Source organism: Enterobacter cloacae complex sp. P42RS, assembly GCF_014930595.1.
Lineage (GTDB): Bacteria > Pseudomonadota > Gammaproteobacteria > Enterobacterales > Enterobacteriaceae > Enterobacter > Enterobacter bugandensis.
Genome location: NZ_JADBRK010000011.1, coordinates 43,374 through 60,279, shown reverse-complemented (window position 1 = coordinate 60,279; position 16,906 = coordinate 43,374). Strand labels below are relative to the sequence as shown.

17 protein-coding genes are annotated in these 16,906 nt (G+C 58.0%); 2 read left to right on the top strand and 15 right to left on the bottom strand.

What is annotated here, in order from left to right; all coding sequences use genetic code 11:
• Positions 1 to 68: 68 nt before the first annotated feature.
• Positions 69 to 440: a DUF2756 family protein gene (locus IM314_RS14420; RefSeq protein ID WP_045260950.1), complete on the top strand. Its 372-nt coding sequence runs from the start codon at positions 69 to 71 to the stop codon at positions 438 to 440.
• On the opposite strand, the gene ugpQ is transcribed toward IM314_RS14420, so the two are convergent.
• The 10 genes from ugpQ to livK form a co-directional block, all read right to left on the bottom strand.
• A complete protein-coding gene (gene ugpQ / locus IM314_RS14415; RefSeq protein ID WP_063155549.1) occupies positions 430 to 1,170 on the bottom strand; it encodes a glycerophosphodiester phosphodiesterase in 741 nt (246 codons plus the stop codon). The genes IM314_RS14420 and ugpQ overlap by 11 nt on opposite strands.
• Entirely contained in the window at positions 1,167 to 2,237 is a 1,071-nt protein-coding gene (locus IM314_RS14410; protein WP_047362620.1) for a sn-glycerol-3-phosphate import ATP-binding protein UgpC, read from the bottom strand. Before IM314_RS14410 ends, ugpQ begins: the two co-directional genes overlap by 4 nt.
• A 1-nt stretch (position 2,238) precedes the next feature.
• Positions 2,239 to 3,084: a sn-glycerol-3-phosphate ABC transporter permease UgpE gene (gene ugpE / locus IM314_RS14405; RefSeq protein WP_028015153.1), complete on the bottom strand. Its 846-nt coding sequence runs from the start codon at positions 3,082 to 3,084 to the stop codon at positions 2,239 to 2,241.
• A complete protein-coding gene (ugpA, locus tag IM314_RS14400) occupies positions 3,081 to 3,968 on the bottom strand; it encodes a sn-glycerol-3-phosphate ABC transporter permease UgpA (protein ID WP_023618241.1) in 888 nt (295 codons plus the stop codon). Before ugpA ends, ugpE begins: the two co-directional genes overlap by 4 nt.
• 106 nt (positions 3,969 to 4,074) lie before the next feature.
• Positions 4,075 to 5,391, bottom strand: coding sequence for a sn-glycerol-3-phosphate ABC transporter substrate-binding protein UgpB (ugpB, locus tag IM314_RS14395; protein WP_041911554.1), 1,317 nt, complete (start codon positions 5,389 to 5,391; stop codon positions 4,075 to 4,077).
• Between the two features lie 245 nt (positions 5,392 to 5,636).
• Positions 5,637 to 6,350, bottom strand: coding sequence for a high-affinity branched-chain amino acid ABC transporter ATP-binding protein LivF (livF, locus tag IM314_RS14390; RefSeq protein ID WP_008500102.1), 714 nt, complete (start codon positions 6,348 to 6,350; stop codon positions 5,637 to 5,639).
• Between the two features lies 1 nt (position 6,351).
• Positions 6,352 to 7,119, bottom strand: coding sequence for a high-affinity branched-chain amino acid ABC transporter ATP-binding protein LivG (gene livG / locus IM314_RS14385; protein WP_028015149.1), 768 nt, complete (start codon positions 7,117 to 7,119; stop codon positions 6,352 to 6,354).
• Positions 7,116 to 8,393: a branched chain amino acid ABC transporter permease LivM gene (livM, locus tag IM314_RS14380; RefSeq protein ID WP_041911555.1), complete on the bottom strand. Its 1,278-nt coding sequence runs from the start codon at positions 8,391 to 8,393 to the stop codon at positions 7,116 to 7,118. The genes livG and livM overlap by 4 nt, the downstream gene beginning before the upstream one ends.
• Complete coding sequence (gene livH, locus IM314_RS14375; RefSeq protein ID WP_028015147.1) at positions 8,390 to 9,316, bottom strand: high-affinity branched-chain amino acid ABC transporter permease LivH; 927 nt, start codon at positions 9,314 to 9,316, stop codon at positions 8,390 to 8,392. The genes livM and livH overlap by 4 nt, the downstream gene beginning before the upstream one ends.
• A 46-nt stretch (positions 9,317 to 9,362) precedes the next feature.
• Positions 9,363 to 10,472, bottom strand: coding sequence for a high-affinity branched-chain amino acid ABC transporter substrate-binding protein LivK (livK, locus tag IM314_RS14370; protein WP_028015146.1), 1,110 nt, complete (start codon positions 10,470 to 10,472; stop codon positions 9,363 to 9,365).
• A gap of 424 nt (positions 10,473 to 10,896) precedes the next feature.
• On the opposite strand from livK, the gene panM reads away from it, so the two are divergent.
• Positions 10,897 to 11,286: an aspartate 1-decarboxylase autocleavage activator PanM gene (gene panM, locus IM314_RS14365; RefSeq protein ID WP_028015145.1), complete on the top strand. Its 390-nt coding sequence runs from the start codon at positions 10,897 to 10,899 to the stop codon at positions 11,284 to 11,286.
• A 95-nt stretch (positions 11,287 to 11,381) separates the two neighbouring features.
• Here panM and livJ read toward each other — a convergent pair whose 3' ends face one another.
• The 5 genes from livJ to ftsE form a co-directional block, all read right to left on the bottom strand.
• Positions 11,382 to 12,482, bottom strand: coding sequence for a branched chain amino acid ABC transporter substrate-binding protein LivJ (gene livJ, locus IM314_RS14360; protein WP_072201786.1), 1,101 nt, complete (start codon positions 12,480 to 12,482; stop codon positions 11,382 to 11,384).
• A 197-nt stretch (positions 12,483 to 12,679) separates the two neighbouring features.
• A complete protein-coding gene (locus IM314_RS14355) occupies positions 12,680 to 13,945 on the bottom strand; it encodes a 4-aminobutyrate--2-oxoglutarate transaminase (RefSeq protein ID WP_047362619.1) in 1,266 nt (421 codons plus the stop codon).
• A gap of 136 nt (positions 13,946 to 14,081) precedes the next feature.
• Positions 14,082 to 14,939 (bottom strand): RNA polymerase sigma factor RpoH, encoded by an 858-nt coding sequence (rpoH, locus tag IM314_RS14350; RefSeq protein WP_028015143.1) that lies wholly within the window; start codon positions 14,937 to 14,939, stop codon positions 14,082 to 14,084.
• Positions 14,940 to 15,190: 251 nt separating this feature from the next.
• Positions 15,191 to 16,246, bottom strand: a complete 1,056-nt coding sequence (gene ftsX, locus IM314_RS14345; protein ID WP_028015142.1) for a permease-like cell division protein FtsX — start codon at positions 16,244 to 16,246, stop codon at positions 15,191 to 15,193.
• Complete coding sequence (gene ftsE, locus IM314_RS14340; protein ID WP_003861525.1) at positions 16,233 to 16,904, bottom strand: cell division ATP-binding protein FtsE; 672 nt, start codon at positions 16,902 to 16,904, stop codon at positions 16,233 to 16,235. The genes ftsX and ftsE overlap by 14 nt, the downstream gene beginning before the upstream one ends.
• Positions 16,905 to 16,906 lie beyond the last annotated feature (2 nt).

Sequence of the window (16,906 nt, the reverse complement as noted above, 5' to 3'; positions counted from 1 at the left end):
CCTAAAAAATCATCGTCATGGTGAAATCAGGGTAAACTTAAGAGAGACCTCAAGAGGAGGAAATGACAATGAAACGCTTGATGATTATTGCGGCGCTGATCCCGTTTGCCGCGCTCGCACAGCCACTCAACACCATGAACAACCCGAACCAGCAGGGTTACGTTATCCCGAGCCAGCAGCGCATGCAGACCGAGATGATGAGCCAGCAACAGCAGCAGAAAGGGATGCTCAATCAGCAGCTGAGAACGCAGACCCAGATGCAGCAGCAGAGCCTGCAAAACCAGATGAACGCCAACACCCAGCGCGTGCAGCAGGGACAGGTGCGCGAGCAGCCGCTGCCAAATAAAAACGGCGGGATGTTAGGGGGCGGGATGTCGCAAAGCAGCGGTCAGCAGCATATGCTGCCGACCCAGCAGAACGGCAGTATGCTCAATAAATAAATTTCGGGCCGATCTGGTCAATCGCATCGGTACAGATACTGTCCACGCCCCAGCGCAGCAGCTCGGCTGCGCGCTGGGGTTTGTTAACGGTGTAGACCAGAATATGCAGACCCGCGTCTTTCAGCATTTTCACCCGCGCCTCATCCAGCAGCTTGTGGTTCAGATGGATAGAGACGCAGCCTAAGCGGCCCGTCAGTTCACGCCAGTCCTCACGCCACTCGTCCAGCAGCAGCCCGCGCGGCAGCTCAGGTACAGCTGCCTGTGCGGCCTCCAGCGCGTCGATGTCAAACGACGACAGCAGCGGCGCGGTCATGCCTTCCCACAGCTCGCGCGCGGCAAGGGCAATCACTTTGCCCGTCAGCGGCCCGGTGCCGGTGGTCGGTTTGATTTCGATGTTCGCCATCATGCCGTGCTGGCGACAGCGATCGGCCACTTCCGCCAGCAGGGGCAGCGGTTCGCCTTTGAACTCGCCGCTATACCAGCTTCCGGCGTCCACCTTCAGCAGATCGCGCCACGGCAGTTCACCCGCCACGCCCCAGCCGTTGCTGGTGCGTTCAAGGTTGTCGTCATGCAGCAGGAAAATTTCGCCGTCCTTCGACAGCTTGGCGTCGAACTCGATCATCGTGTGGCCGTAGCGCGCGCCGACATCGATCGCCGCAAGGGTGTTTTCCGGGGCCAGCTTACCGCCGCCACGGTGGGCGACGATGTGGGGGTAAGGCCAGTTGCTCATACTCGTTGTCCTGTTTCACCGTCAAAAAGGTGCAGATGGTTTTCCGGCAGGTGGAGCCACAGCGTGCTGCCCGCTTTCGGGCGCTCCTGATGCGCCAGGCGCACCACCATTTTTTGCTCGCCCCAGCGCCCGTGCGCCAGGTTATCTGCACCCAACATCTCCAGCGTGTCCATCACCAGCGGCACGCCGCCGTCCGCCTGTGAGGTTAAACCAATATGCTCGGGGCGGATACCGAGCGTCATCTTACGCCCGGCGTAGCCACGATAGTACCAGTTGATCGGCAGCGCCATCCCGCTTTCCAGTTCAAAGTGGGTACCCGCGCTGCTGATGCGCCCTTCCAGCAGGTTCATCGCCGGGCTGCCGATAAAGCTCGCCACAAAGCGGGTGGCCGGTTTTTCGTACACTTCCACCGGGGTGCCAATCTGCTCGGCAACGCCTTTGTTCATTACCATCACGCGCTGGGCGAGGGTCATCGCTTCGACCTGATCGTGAGTCACGTACAGAGACGTTGTTTTCAGACGACGGTGCAGCTGCTGCAGCTCAAGGCGCATCTGCACGCGCAGCTTGGCGTCGAGGTTAGACAGCGGCTCGTCGAACAGGAATACCGCCGGGTCACGCACGATGGCGCGCCCCATTGCCACGCGCTGGCGCTGGCCGCCGGAGAGCTCGCGCGGACGGCGCTTCAGCAGGCCATCCAGCTCAAGAATGCGGGCGGCTTCTTTCACGCGCTCGTCGATATGGCCTTTGCCCATGCCGCGGATTTTCAGCCCCCAGGCCATGTTCTCTTCCACGCTCATGTGCGGATAGAGGGCGTAGTTCTGGAACACCATCGCGATGCCCCTGTCTTTCGGCTCCATCTCGGTGACGCGCTGGCGGTCAATCCAGATATCCCCGGACGTGACGCGCTCCAGCCCCGCCACCATGCGCAGCAGCGTGGACTTCCCGCAGCCGGACGGGCCGACCATCACGATAAATTCGCCGTCCGCCACGTCAAGCGTCAGCGGCTGAATGACCTGGGTTTTACCGTCCCAGCTTTTGGTAACTGCCTGAAGTTTTAAACCTGCCATCTTATTTCTCGCTATCGACCAGGCCGCGGACAAACGCGCGCTGCATGGCTAAAACAATGACTACGGGTGGGATTAGGGTGAGCAGCATCGCCGCCATCACCTGGTTCCAGAGGGTGGTGCCTTCGCCGGTGGCAATCATGCCTTTGATGCCCGCCACGGCGGTGCCGAGGTTGACGTCCTGAATAATCAGCAGCGGCCACAGGTACTGGTTCCAGCCGTAGATAAAGGTGATCACAAACAGCGCCGCAAGGTTGGTTTTCGACAGCGGCAGCACGATGTCGCGGAAGAAGCGCATCGGCGAGGCGCCGTCGATGCGCGCGGCCTCAATCAGCTCGTCCGGCAGGGTCATAAAGAACTGGCGGAACAGGAAGGTGGCTGTCGCCGAGGCCATCAGCGGCAGGGTTAAGCCCGCGTAGCTGTCCAGCATCTTCAGGTTGGCGATCACCTCCACCGTCGGGAAGATACGCACCTCCACCGGCAGCATCAGGGTGATGAAAATCATCCAGAAGAACAGGTTACGCAGCGGAAAGCGAAACCAGACGATGGCGAAAGCCGAGAGCATCGACACCGTGATTTTGCCCACCGTAATGCCGAACGCCATGATGAAGCTGTTGAGCATCATCAGCCAGAACGGCGCGCTGTTGGCGCCCACGCCCTGGGTCCAGATGGTTTTCATGTTCTCGAAAAGATGCCCGCCCGGGATCAGCGTCATCGGCGTGTCGAACACCGCTTTGGTGTCCAGCGTGGCGGCGACAAAGGCCACGTACAGCGGGAACAGGATGACGATAATCCCTAAAATCAGCATGGTATGGCTGAAAATCGTCAGCCCGCGACGGTTCTCAATCATTGGTAGCGCACCTTACTTTCAACATAGCGGAACTGCACCACCGTGAGGATGATGACGAGGAACATCAGCACGACGGACTGCGCGGCAGAAGCAGAGAGATCGAGTCCGGCAAAACCTTCGCGGTAGATTTTGTAAATCAGCGTGGTAGTCGCCTGCACCGGGCCGCCTGCGGTGGCCGCGTCGATCACCGGGAAGGTGTCGAAGAAGGCGTACACGAGATTAACCACCAGCAGGAAGAAGCTCACCGGGGCAATCAGCGGCAGGGACAGCCTGAAGAAGCGGCGGATCGGGCCTGCGCCGTCAATTGCCGCGGCCTCCACCAGCGAGCGCGGAATGGACTGCAGCGCGGCAAAGAAAAACAGGAAGTTATAGCTGATCTGCTTCCACACCGAGGCGAACACCACCAGGAACATTGCCTGACCGCTGTTCTGGGCGTGGTTCCAGTCGTAGCCGAACTCTGCCAGGAAGTGAGTAATCAGCCCGCGTCCGGGGTTAAACAGGAAGATCCACAGCACAGCGGCAACGGCGGGGGCCACGGCGTAAGGCAGCAGCATCAGGGTCTGATACAGGCGGCTGCCGCGCACCACGTAATCCACCAGCGCGGCGAAAAACAGCGAGGCAACAAGACCGCTCACGGTCACCAGCGCGCTGAATTTCATCGTCGTCCAGAAGGAGTCCAGGTAGTAGCTGTCATGGAATAGCGCGGTAAAGTTGTCCAGCCCGACGAACTGGCTGGAGAGCCCGAACGGATCGACGCTTTGTACCGAGTACCACAGCGCTTCGCCCGCAGGCCAGATAAAGAAGATAACGGTGATGACCAGCTGAGGCGCGACCAACAGGTACGGCAGCCAGCGGGAGCGAAACACCGGACGGGATGAGGACATGGAGATTGGGTTCCTGAACAATGCCGGGTGGCGGCTGCGCCTTACCCGGCCTGGATGGGGCACGTCGTAAGCCCGGTAAGCGCAGCGCCACCGGGCGAATCACAAATTACGATTTCGTCGACTGCTCAAAGCGGCGCAGCAGCTGATTCCCGCGCTCTACTGCGGAATCCAGCGCCTGCTGTGGCGTTTTCTTCCCGGTCCAGACGCTTTCCAGCTCTTCATCTACGATGGTGCGGATCTGCGGCATGTTGCCCAGACGCAGGCCTTTAGTGAACGGCAACGGCGGCTTGTTCAGCATCTGACGCGTCGCGATGTCCGCACCCGGGTTTTTGCTGTAGAAGCCCTGCTCGCGGGTCAGATCGTACGCGGCTTTGGTGATCGGCAGGTAGCCGGTCTTCTGGTGCCATTCGGCGGCATTTTCCGGCTTCGCCAGGAAGTCGAGGAACTCGGCCACCCCTTTGTAGGTGCCCTTGTCTTTGCCCTGCATCACCCACAGGCTCGCCCCGCCGATGATGGCGTTCTGCGGCGCCCCCTTCACGTCGGCGTCGTACGGCATCATGCCCACGCCATAGTTAAATTTGGCGTAGTGACGGATATCCGCCAGCGAGCCGGACGAGGCGGTGGTAATGGCGCAGTCGCCGTTGTAGAACTTCTCGGTGGATTCGTCTTTCCGCCCGAAGTAGCTGAAATCGCCCTTCTTGTTCAGATCGGCAAGCAGCGCAATGTGCTTCACCTGCTCCGGCTTGTTGAACTCGAGTACCGCGTCAGTGCCGTCGAAGCCGTTATTTTTGGTCGCCACCGGCAGGCCGTGCCAGGCGCTAAAGTTTTCAATCTGGATCCAGCCCTGCCAGCCGCTGGCGTAGCCGCACTTCATCCCCGCTGCTTTCAGCTTCGCGGTGTATTCGGCCAGGTCCTGCCAGGTTTTTGGCGGCTGCTCCGGATCTAAACCGGCTTTTTTGAAGGCGTCTTTGTTGTAGTACAGCACCGGCGTGGAGCTGTTAAACGGCTGGGACAGCAGGTGACCGGTTTTGGAATCGGTATAGTAACCCGCTACGGTCGGCACGAACCGGGATTCATCGAAGTTGATGCCCGCTTCTTTGAACACTTCATACACCGGCTTGATGGCTTTGGAGGCCATCATGGTGGCGGTGCCCACTTCATAAACCTGTAACAGCGCAGGCGCGTTACCGGTACGGAAGGCGGCGATGCCCGCGCTCAGGCTCTGCTCGTAGTTACCTTTATACACCGGCACAATTTTGTAATCCGGATGGGTGTCGTTGAAACGCTGCGCCAGGGAGTCAACTTCTTTACCCAACTCCCCTTCCATGGAATGCCAGAACGGAATGGTGGTCACAGCCATTGCGTTCGTCGCAAAAGCCAGACCCAGTGCCAGACCCAAAGCTGTGTGTCGTAACGATGTCATTGTCATCTCTCTTATTGTGCCGGATGCGCGATATCACGCGTTTTATGCTCGCGAGGTAACATGACATGCTCGAATGACAGAAAAATAACTGTTTGTTTACAGATAAGTGACAGGAAAGGGTCAGGGGGATGATGGTTGTGTGAAAGGGTTAATGCAAAAAAAGCCGGGTGGCGGCTGCGCCTTACCCGGCCTACATGGTATCCGTAGGCCCGGTAAGCGTAGCGCCACCGGGCAATACAGACGGCTCAGCCGCCCAGATACGCGCTCCGCACCGCTTCGTTCGCCAGCAGCGCGTCGCCGGTGTCTTCCAGCACCACGCGGCCGTTCTCCAGCACGTAGCCACGGTCAGCGAGCTTCAGCGCCTGGTTGGCGTTCTGCTCGACGAGGAAGATGGTCATCCCCTCTTTGCGCAGCTGCTCGATGGTGTCGAATATCTGCTGGATAATGATTGGTGCCAGGCCGAGCGACGGCTCGTCCAGCAGCAGCAGGCGCGGCTGGCTCATCAGCGCGCGGCCAATCGCCAGCATCTGCTGTTCACCGCCGGACATGGTGCCCGCACGCTGAATGCGGCGCTCCCACAGACGCGGGAAGAGTTCGTACACCCACTTGATGCGGGTCTGGTATTCATCGCGGTGAGCGAAGAACCCGCCCATCGCCAGGTTCTCTTCCACCGTCATGCGGGAGAAGACGCGGCGCCCTTCCGGGACAATCGCCACCGCCTCACGCATGATTCTGGCGGTCTGCCAGTCGGTAATGTCTTTACCATCGAACACAATCCGCCCGCTGGTGGCGCGCGGGTCGCCGCACAGGGTGCCGAGCAGCGTGGTTTTGCCCGCGCCGTTGGCGCCAATCAGGGTGACGATTTCACCCTGATTGATGTGCAGGCTGACGTCGTGCAGCGCCTGGATCTTGCCGTAGTGCGCATTGACCTTGTCGAACGTTAACATCGCTTTTTCCATCTTATGCCTCACCAAGGTATGCGCGGATCACGTCCGGGTTGTTGCGGATCTCTTCCGGCGTGCCGTTTGCCAGCGGCGTGCCCTGGTTAACCACGTAGATACGGTCCGAAATACCCATCACCAGCTTCATGTCGTGCTCAATCAGCAGGATAGTGGTGTCGTGATGATCGCGCAGCTCGGCAATCAGCTCGTCCAGCTCTTTGGTCTCTTTCGGGTTGAGGCCCGCCGCCGGTTCGTCGAGCATCAGGATCTCCGGCTGCGTCACCATGCAGCGCACGATCTCCAGTCGACGCTGGTCGCCATAGGCAAGGTTGCTCGCCTGACGGTTGGCGTGCTGGAGCAGGCCGATGCGGTCGAGCCAGGTGGCGGCACGATCGAGCGCCTCCTCCTGCGCGCGGCGGAAGGCCGGGGTTTTCAGCAGGCCGGAGAACAGGCCGGTTTTCAGCTGCTGATGCTGTGCCACCAGCAGGTTCTCAATCACCGTCATCTCGCGGAACAGGCGCACGTGCTGGAAGGTACGCACCACGCCCATGCGGGCAATCTGCTGGCCCGGCAGCCCTTCCAGGTGCTGGTCGCGCAGCATGATGGTGCCGCCCGTCGGCTTGTAGAAACCGGTCAGGCAGTTAAAGACCGTGGTTTTCCCCGCGCCGTTCGGGCCAATCAGGGAGACGATCTCTTTTTTATGCAGGTCCAGGTTCACGTTGTTGACCGCCAGCAGGCCGCCAAAACGCATCATCAGACCGTTTACGGATAATAATGGCTGACTCATGCCTGCTCTCCTTTCGCTTCCACATTCTTAAGCTTCAGCTGTGGACGCGTCATCGGCAGCAGACCCTGCGGACGCCAGATCATCATCAGCACCATCAAACCACCCAGCATCAGCATGCTGTATTCGTTAAAGTCGCGCATCAGCTCGCGGGAGACCACCAGCAGGATGGCCGCGAGGATAACGGCGAACTGCGAGCCCATCCCGCCGAGTACCACAATCGCCAGCACAAAGGCCGATTCGGCAAAGGTGAACGACTCGGGGCTGACGAAGCCCTGACGCGCGGCGAACAGCGTGCCGGCGAAACCGGCAAACGCGGCGCTGATGGTGAACGCGGTCAGCTTGATGCGGGTCGGGTTCAGGCCCAGGGAGCGGCAGGCGATCTCATCTTCGCGCAGCGCTTCCCACGCTCGGCCCAGCGGCATGCGCAGCAGGCGGTTGATCACGAACAGGGTGATGACCACCAGCAGCAGCGCCACCAGGTAGAGCCAGATTACGCGGTCAGAGGGATCATATTTGATGCCGAAGAAGTTGCTGAAGGTATCCCAGCCGCCTTCGCGGGCGGTACGGCTGAACTCCAGGCCGAAGAAGGTCGGCTTCGGGATCTGGCTGATGCCGTTCGGGCCGCCGGTCACTTCGGTGTTGTTGAGCAGCAGGATACGGACGATTTCACCGAAGCCTAAGGTCACAATCGCCAGGTAGTCACCGCGCAGGCGCAGCACCGGGAAGCCGAGCAGGAAGCCTGCGGCGGCAGAGACCAGCCCCGCCAGCGGCAGGCAGGTCCAGAAGCCCAGGCCGTAATAGTGGTTCAGCAGCGCGAAGGTGTACGCGCCGATAGCGTAGAAACCGCCGTAGCCCAGCACCAGCAGGCCAGAGAGACCGACCACCACGTTCAGACCGAGGCCGAGGATCACGTAAATCATAGTCAGGGTGGCGATGTCCACCGTGCCGCGCGACACCATAAACGGCCACGCCACGGCAGCCACCAGCAGCGCCACGAGGAACAGCTTCTGTTTTACCGTTGAACCGTCGATCGCCGGCAGGACGAATTTCGGTCCGGAGACATTTTTCAGCGTTTTCTGGAACAGCGGGCGCAGCAGTTGGAACAGGAACACCACGGCGGTGCCGATAAAGACCCACTGCCAGCGAATATCAGCTGCAGTATCGACAACGAGTTTGGTGCCATTCAGCTCAAGCTGGACGCCCATAAAGACGCTGGCCAGCACGAAGAACATGGCGGCAGAGAGCAGCGCCATTGCAAAATGCATCGGTTTCATACTTTCTCTACCTCCGGACGGCCCAGAATACCGGTAGGCATCACCAGCAGAACCAGAATCAGCAGGGCAAACGACACCACGTCTTTATATTCGGTGCTCAGGTACGCCGAGGAGAGCGCTTCCGCCACGCCCAGGATCAGGCCGCCAATCATCGCGCCCGGAATGCTGCCAATGCCGCCCAGTACCGCCGCGGTGAAGGCTTTCATCCCGGCCATAAAGCCGATGTACGGGTTAATTACGCCGTAAAACTGGCCGAGCAGCACGCCAGCTACCGCCGCCATCGCCGCGCCAATCACGAAGGTCAGGGCGATTACGCGGTCGGTGTTGATGCCGAGCAGGCTCGCCATCTTCAGGTCTTCCGCGCACGCGCGGCAGGCGCGTCCCATGCGGGAGTAGCGGATGAACAGGGTCAGGGCGAGCATGGCGACAAAGGTCACGACCCAGATCACCAGCTGCATCGTGGTAATAGAGGCAGAGAAGTTTTCGCTGGCCCCCACAATCCACTGGCCGTTAAACAGGCTTGGCAACGCCACGTCGCGCGAACCTTCGGTCAGGCTGACGTAGTTTTGCAGGAAGATCGACATCCCGATCGCGGAAATCAGCGCAATAAGACGCTTGGAGCTGCGCACCGGCCGGTAGGCCACGCGTTCGATGCTCCAGCCGTAGGCGCTGGCGATCACGATCGCGCCAACAAACCCGGCGGCGACCAGCAGCCAGCTGCTGTCGATGCCCATCATCATCAGCGCGGCGATAATCATAAAGGAGACGTAGCTACCGATCATGTACACCTCGCCGTGGGCGAAGTTGATCATGCCGATAATGCCGTAAACCATCGTATAGCCGATGGCGATCAGCGCGTAGGTGCTTCCCAGCGTGACGCCGTTAAACATCTGCTGCAAAAAGTAGAGAAACTGCTCGGACATATGCAAACCTTTTTATACCCGCCCGGTGAGCCGGGCGGTGGGATAATTATTTGGCGACCGAGGACGAACCGTCGGCGTGCCACTTAAAGACACCAAACTCAAATCCCTTCAGATCGCCTTTCTCATCCCAGTTCAGCGGCCCAATCACGGTGTTCGCCCCGTGTGCTTTTAAATCTTTCACCAGATCCAGCGGCTCTTTGCTGCCGGTACGCTCCAATGCGGTTGCCAGAGACTGCACGGCAGCGTAGGTGATCCAGACGTATGGACCACTCGGATCTTTCTTCTGCGCCTTGAGCGCATCCACGATAGCCTTGTTGGCCGGATCCTGGTCATAGCGTTTTGGCATCGTCACCAGCATGCCTTCGGCAGAATCCCCTGCGATGTTTGACAGGGAGGCGTTGCCCACGCCCTCTGGCCCCATAAACTGGGTTTTCAGACCGGTGGCGCGCGCCTGGCGCAGCATCTGGCCCATTTCCGGGTAGTAGCCGCCGTAGTAGACGAAGTCGATGTTCTCTTTTTGCAGACGGGCGATCAGCGCGGAGAAGTCTTTTTCGCCTGCGGTAATGCCGTCGAAGAAGACGATGTTCGCGCCGCCTTTTTTCAGGCCGTCCTGCACGGAGCGCGCCAGGCCTTCGCCGTACTGCTGCTTGTCATGAATGATGGCGATACGCTGTGGCTTAACGGTCTCGAGGATGTATTTGGCCGCGGTTGGCCCCTGGGAGGAGTCCAGCCCGGCGGTACGCATAATGTGCTGGTAACCGCGCTGGGTCAGCTCCGGGTTGGTGGCGCCCGGAGTGATCATCAGAATACCTTCGTCTTCGTAGATATCGGACGCGGGCTGGGTGGAGGATGAGCACAGGTGGCCGATGACGTACTGAATCCCGTCGTTGACGATTTTGTTGGCGACCGCAACGGCCTGTTTCGGATCGCAGGCGTCGTCATACTCCACGCCTACCAGCTTGTCGCCCTTGATGCCGCCTTTGGCGTTGATGTCTTTGATGGCCTGACGCGCGCCGTTAAACTCCATGTCACCCCACTGGGCAACAGGGCCGGACATCGCACCGACTACCGCAACTTTAATCTCTTCCGCCATGGCCGCATGCGAGATCGCCAGTGCAACCATTCCCGCGATAAATGTCTTCGCGTTCCTTTTCATCTCAGAATCCCCATTCGTGATGTCGTGTTTATATTTTGTTTTATTATGGTTAAAAAGCATTCTGTACTTTTAATGAACAACGCTATTTTTACCAGTGCCTTTAATGGTTTAGCGCAGTTTTTTGTCAAAAACCAGACTAAAATCTCTATTTTTCAGGCGATTAAGGAAAGATAATATTCTGAAATCAGGCAGAGATAAACAAATAAAAGTGCAGTTTGCAGCATAAAATAACGGTACAAAGCGCCGAATAAATCACTGCCATTCAGGTTAAAATTCTGCTTATTTTTCGATCCATGTGTTTTCACACTGCCCATTGCATTGCTAAAAAACTAATCACCTGGTTAATGAGAATAAAAAGAGGAAGCCGCTGAGTGAATAAATTGAGTACACTGCCTCTACTCAATTTGATTTGGACAAGCTGCTAATGAAACTGACTATCGTGCGTCTGGTGACCTTTAGCGACCAGGATCATATCGACCTGGGCAAGATCTGGCCGGAATATTCCCCTTCGTCGCTGCATGTCGACGAGAACCATCGCATTTATGCCGCGCGCTTCAACGAGCGCCTGCTGGCCGCGGTTCGCGTGACCCTGAGCGGCACGGAGGGAGCGCTGGACTCGCTGCGCGTGCGTGACGTGACCCGTCGTCGCGGTGTGGGACAGTATTTAATTGAAGAAGTGATCCGCGAAAACCCGAACGTAAACTCATGGTGGATGGCCGACGTGGGCGTGGAAGACCGCGGCGTGATGGCAGCGTTTATGCAGGCGTTAGGGTTTACGGCGCAGGAGAGCGGGTGGGAGAAGCGTTTGGGATGAATTGTGCGGTGCGGCATGATGCCCTCACCCCGGCCCTCTCCCACGGGGAGAGGGAGAAAACATTAAAAAAGGCAACTTAAGTTGCCTTTTTGCTTTTATTTGGCGTCTGTCGCCGTTCCGTTAGCATGCCAGTCAAACACGCCGAACTCGAAGCCTTTCAGATCGCCCTTCGCGTCCCAGGAGAGCGGCCCCATCACGGTTTCCACCGTGTTGGCTTTCAGCCAGGTGGCAATCTCAGCCGGATCGGCTGACTGATTCAGACCTGCCTGCAGAGACTGCAGCGCTGCGTAGGTGGTCCAGACGAACGCGCCGCTTGGATCCTGCTTCTTCGCCTTGATGGCATCTACGATAGGTTTGTTCGCTGGCACCTGGTCGTAGTTCTTAGGCTTGGTCACCAGCAGACCTTCGGCAGATTCACCCGCGATGTTAGACAGGGAAACGTTCGCCACGCCTTCCGGGCCCATGAACTGGGTTTTCAGACCCGCCGCGCGCGCCTGGCGCAGGATCTGGCCCATTTCCGGGTGGTAGCCGCCGTAGTAAACGAAGTCGATATTCTCTTTCTTCAGACGCGCCACCAGGGTGGAGAAGTCTTTCTCGCCAGCGGTGATCCCATCAAAGAAGACCACGTTGGCATTGCCTTTTTTCAGACCGTCCTGCACCGCACGGGCCAGACCTTCACCATACTGCTGTTTGTCATGAACAATCGCGATACGCTGCGGCTTCACTTTTTCCAGAATGTACTTAGCCGCCGTTGGGCCCTGATCGGAGTCCAGACCGGTGGTACGCAGGGTCAGCTTGTAGCCGCGCGCGGTCAGCTCCGGTGCGGTCGCAGCCGGGGTGATCATCAGAATACCTTCGTCTTCGTAGATGTCAGACGCGGGCTGAGTAGAAGAGGAGCACAGGTGACCGATAACGTATTTGATGCCGTCGTTGACCACTTTGTTCGCCACCGCGACCGCTTGCTTCGGGTCACAGGCATCGTCGTATTTTACGATCTGCAGTTTTTCGCCCTTGATGCCGCCCTTAGCATTAATGTCTGCAACTGCCTGTTCTGCGCCCGTAAATTCCTGGTCGCCGTACTGTGCTACCGGACCGGACATTGCGCCCACCACGGCCACTTTAATATCTGCCTGCGCCATGGTGCTGAATGCCAACGCGATACATCCTGCCAGTAACGCTTTACCCTTCATGTTCATCCTGAGATTCCCCATTATTATGGTTATTACGATTGTTGTGATGTTGTTGTGCAGCGCTTTATTTCAGTTATTGGTGTGCTGTTCGCGCTTTTTCAGCATACTCTGCTAAAACATACCCCATTTTTATGATTTTGGAATAGCTAATTTGAAATGAATATATGATAAGCCCGACAGGATTTACCGCCGGGCTGGTGGCTTTAACGTGTCAGCGACGCGAAGATAATGTCCAGCGCTTTACGGAACTGCGCTTCTGGGATGGTAAGCGGATAAAGGAAGCGGATCACGTTGCCGTAAACGCCGCAGCTCAGGAGCAGCAGCCCTTCGTTCAACGCGCGCTCCTGCACCTGACGGGTAAATTCCGGCGACGGTTGCCCGGATTGCGGATCGTTAAACTCTACCGCGACCATCGAGCCCTGGGCACGGATGTCGGCGATGAACGGGCAGTTTTCCTTCGCTTTGTTGAGCACTTCTACCAGATGATGGCCGAGATGCGCCGAGCGCGTGCAGAGATCTTCCTCATCAATCACGTCCAGCACCGCGTGGGCCGCGGCAATCGCCAGCGGGTTACCTGCGTAGGTACCGCCCAGTCCGCCAGGTGCAGGCGCGTCCATCACCTCGGCGCGGCCCGATACTGCTGAGAGCGGCATCCCGCCCGCGAGGCTTTTTGCCATGGTGATCAGGTCCGGCTTCACGCAGTGGTGTTCCATCGCGAACAGCTTGCCGGTGCGGGCGAAGCCGCTTTGCACCTCGTCGGCAATCAGCAAAATTCCGTGGGTATCGCACAGGGCGCGCAGCGCCTGCATAAAATCAGCGGGCGCAATGTTGAACCCGCCCTCTCCCTGAACCGGTTCGAGAATAATGGCCGCCACCTGGTCTGGGGCGATATCCGCCTTAAAGATGCGCTCCAGGCTTTTTAATGCTTCCGCCGTGCTGATGCCGTGCAGATCATCAGGGAATTGAGCGTGGTATACCGAACCGGGGAACGGGCCGAAACCCAGCTTGTACGGCGCGACCTTACCGGTCAGCGCCATGGTCATAAAGGTGCGCCCGTGGAACGCGCCGCCGAAGGTGATAAGGCCGGGGCGTCTGGTATACGCGCGGGCAATTTTGACCGCGTTTTCGACCGCTTCAGCACCCGTCGAGAAGAAGGCGGTTTTGGCCGGGCCATTAATCGGCACGCGCTGGTTGATGCGCTCGGCAAGCGCCACATAGCCCTCATACGGCACAATCTGGTAGGCCGTGTGGGTAAAAGCGTGGAGTTGTTTTTCGATAGCGGAGATAACTTTGGGATGGCGATGGCCGGTATTCAGCACCGCGATCCCGGCGGCGAAGTCGATGTACTCATTGCCTTCCACGTCCCACACCGTGGCGTTTTCGGCTTTATCAGCATAGAAGCTACACATCACCCCGATGCCGCGCGGCGTTGCCTGTAAACGCCGGTCGTTCAGTTCGTTATTTTTCACCCTGACCCCCTGAGAAAATCGCCTGCTTAGCGCATCAGTAAGTGTTTGCCAGGGGGGAGAAATTCGCCAGAGCGGGCGCTAAAAAAACAGAACCCCCGAATTTGCATTCGAGGGCTCTCGGTGTACTTCGCGGTAATTACGCTTCGATAGCAGCGCGAAGTTTTTTCATGGCGTTCTTTTCAAGCTGACGGACACGTTCAGCAGAAACGCCGTAGCGGTCGGCCAGCTCCTGCAGCGTGGACTTGTTGTCTTCGTCCAGCCAGCGGGCACGGATGATATCCTGGCTACGCTCGTCGAGGCCTTCCATCGCATGGGTCAGCTTGTTCGCGGCCTGATCTTCCCAGTTGTCCTCTTCAATGCCGTCGGCAAAGTTAGAGGTTTTATCCTGCAGATACAGAACCGGTGCCATCGGCTGGCTGTCAGATGCGTCGTCGTCGGAGGACATATCAAAGGTCATGTCCTGCGCGGCCATACGGGATTCCATCTCACGGACGTCTTTGCTGGATACACCCAGCTCGCGCGCCACCATTTCCACTTCATCCTGATTGAACCAGCCCAGACGCTGCTTGGTTTTACGCAGGTTGAAGAACAGCTTACGTTGCGCTTTTGTCGTGGCGACTTTCACGATACGCCAGTTGCGCAGCACGTATTCATGAATTTCTGCTTTGATCCAGTGTACGGCGAAGGAGACCAGTCGCACGCCCACTTCCGGGTTAAAGCGACGTACAGCCTTCATCAGGCCGATGTTACCTTCCTGAATCAAGTCCGCCTGCGGCAGGCCATAGCCCGCATAGTTACGAGCAATGTGAACAACAAAGCGCAGGTGAGACAGGATCAGCTTTTTCGCTGCTTCCAGATCGCCCTGGTAATGCAGCTTTTCAGCAAGCTCCTTTTCTTCCTCGGCCGTTAACATCGGCCAGGTGTTCGCAGCCCGGATGTAAGATTCCAGGTTACCAACAGGGGCTAAAGCTAAAGTTTGCATTTCTTTGGTCATTCATTCCTCTCAATGTTTCTTCTGGTCCAGGCTGTCCCCGTCAGGCAACAACCATGCCAAAGCGTTTGAGCAACGAGATTAGCATTCACTCTTTTATCAGACAGTGATTTTATCCACAAGTTCCAGGTGCAACAGTGAATAAATTACGCACAAAATGTGACATGGAGATGATAACAGGGGAAGAGACAACAGGGACGCTTTCCCTGCAGAGCGAACATCTCGGTGCAGGGAAAGATTATATCACGCTTTTATTAGTCGGGAGTAAAGTGGCGTAAATGTTGAACCGTTGCCAGCCATGCGGCAATCCAGCCGATCATGGAGCACACCAGCAGCAACAGAAGGCATTCATCGAAGCCTAAGCCACTGATATCAAACTTAGTTCCGAAAACCTGCGCCACTTCTGTGACGGCAGACGAAAGCCGCATAACCAAAATTTCTGACAATATCAGTGAAAGAAATGCGCCGGAGAAACCGAGCAGTGCGCCACCGTAGAGGAACGGACGCAGGATGAAACCATCCGTTGCGCCAATCAGTTTTTGCACGTTGATGGTATCGCGACGCGCAAAGATGCTCAGACGCACGCTGTTACCGATGACGAGGAACACCGCCGCCACCATCAGCACGCCGATCATCGCCGACACGCGCCCCACCAACCCGGTCAGCGCCGCAAGACGGGCAAACCAGCTGTCGTCCATGCGCACTTCATCAATCCCGTTGATGCGTGTGATCCGGTCGCGCAGGGTATTCAGCGAATCGGTACCCTGGAAATCCAGCTTCGGGATCACCACCGCCACGGCGGGCAGCGGGTTCTCTTCCAGCATGTCCAGCGCGCCGCCAAAGCCTGACCAGTTACGGAACTCGCCCAACGCTTCTTCACGGGAGAGATAATTCACCTTCTCCACGCCCTGCTCGGCCTGGATTTGCCCGACCACCTGCGCCGCCGCGTTATCGTCGAGCGCTTTATCCAGATAAACGGTGATCTGCGGTGAAGGGTAATACTGCGACGCCGCCTGGTTGACGTTCTTATAGACCATGTAGCAGACGCTTGGCAGCGTCAGGGAGATGGCAATCACCATCACCGTCAGGAACGTCGCCAGCGGTTTGCTTTTCAGATCCTGCAGCGCGCCGTGGAAGGCGTAGCGCACCTGTTCGTTAAACACGTTGGTCTTGCGGGAGGCCGGTTTCGGCGCCGCTTTCTGGCGCTTAGGCGCATTACGATTGCCGTCACCGCCGCCCTGCGGCTTACGGAAACGGTCGAACCGGTTCCCGAACTGCCGAATCTGGTTCATTGCATCACGCTTGTTCACCGTGGCCTCCGTGCAAATGCCCGTCGCTCAGGGTCAGCATGCGGTACGAACGACGGGAAATCAGCCCCATGTCGTGCGTCGCCATCAGTACCGTTACCCCTACGCGGTTGAATTCCTCAAACAGACGCAAAATCCCTTCGGACAGGGCATCGTCCAGGTTACCGGTCGGTTCATCCGCCAGCAGTACGGCAGGCTTGTTCACCACCGCGCGGGCGATGCCCACGCGCTGCTGTTCACCGCCGGAAAGCTGGATCGGGAAGTTCTTCGCTTTGTCCAGCAGCCCGACCTTGTCCAGCGCCGCAGAGACGCGACGGCGGATATCGTCATAGCTGGCGCCGGCAATAATCAGCGGGATCGCCACGTTATCGAAAACGGTGCGATCCATCAGCAGGTGGTGATCCTGGAAAATCATGCCGATCTGACGACGCAGAAACGGCACTTCACGGTTTTTCAGACGGCTAATTTCGTGGCCGCTGAACCAGATTTTCCCGGCGCTTGGCCGTTCGATCCCACAGATAAGCTTGAGCAGGGTACTTTTCCCCGCGCCGGAATGGCCGGTCAGGAATGCCATCTCGCCTGGCTGCAGGTGGAACGTCACCCCCTGCAGCGCTTGTCTCCCACCGAGATAGGCCTTGCTGACGTGTTCAAAGCGAATCATTG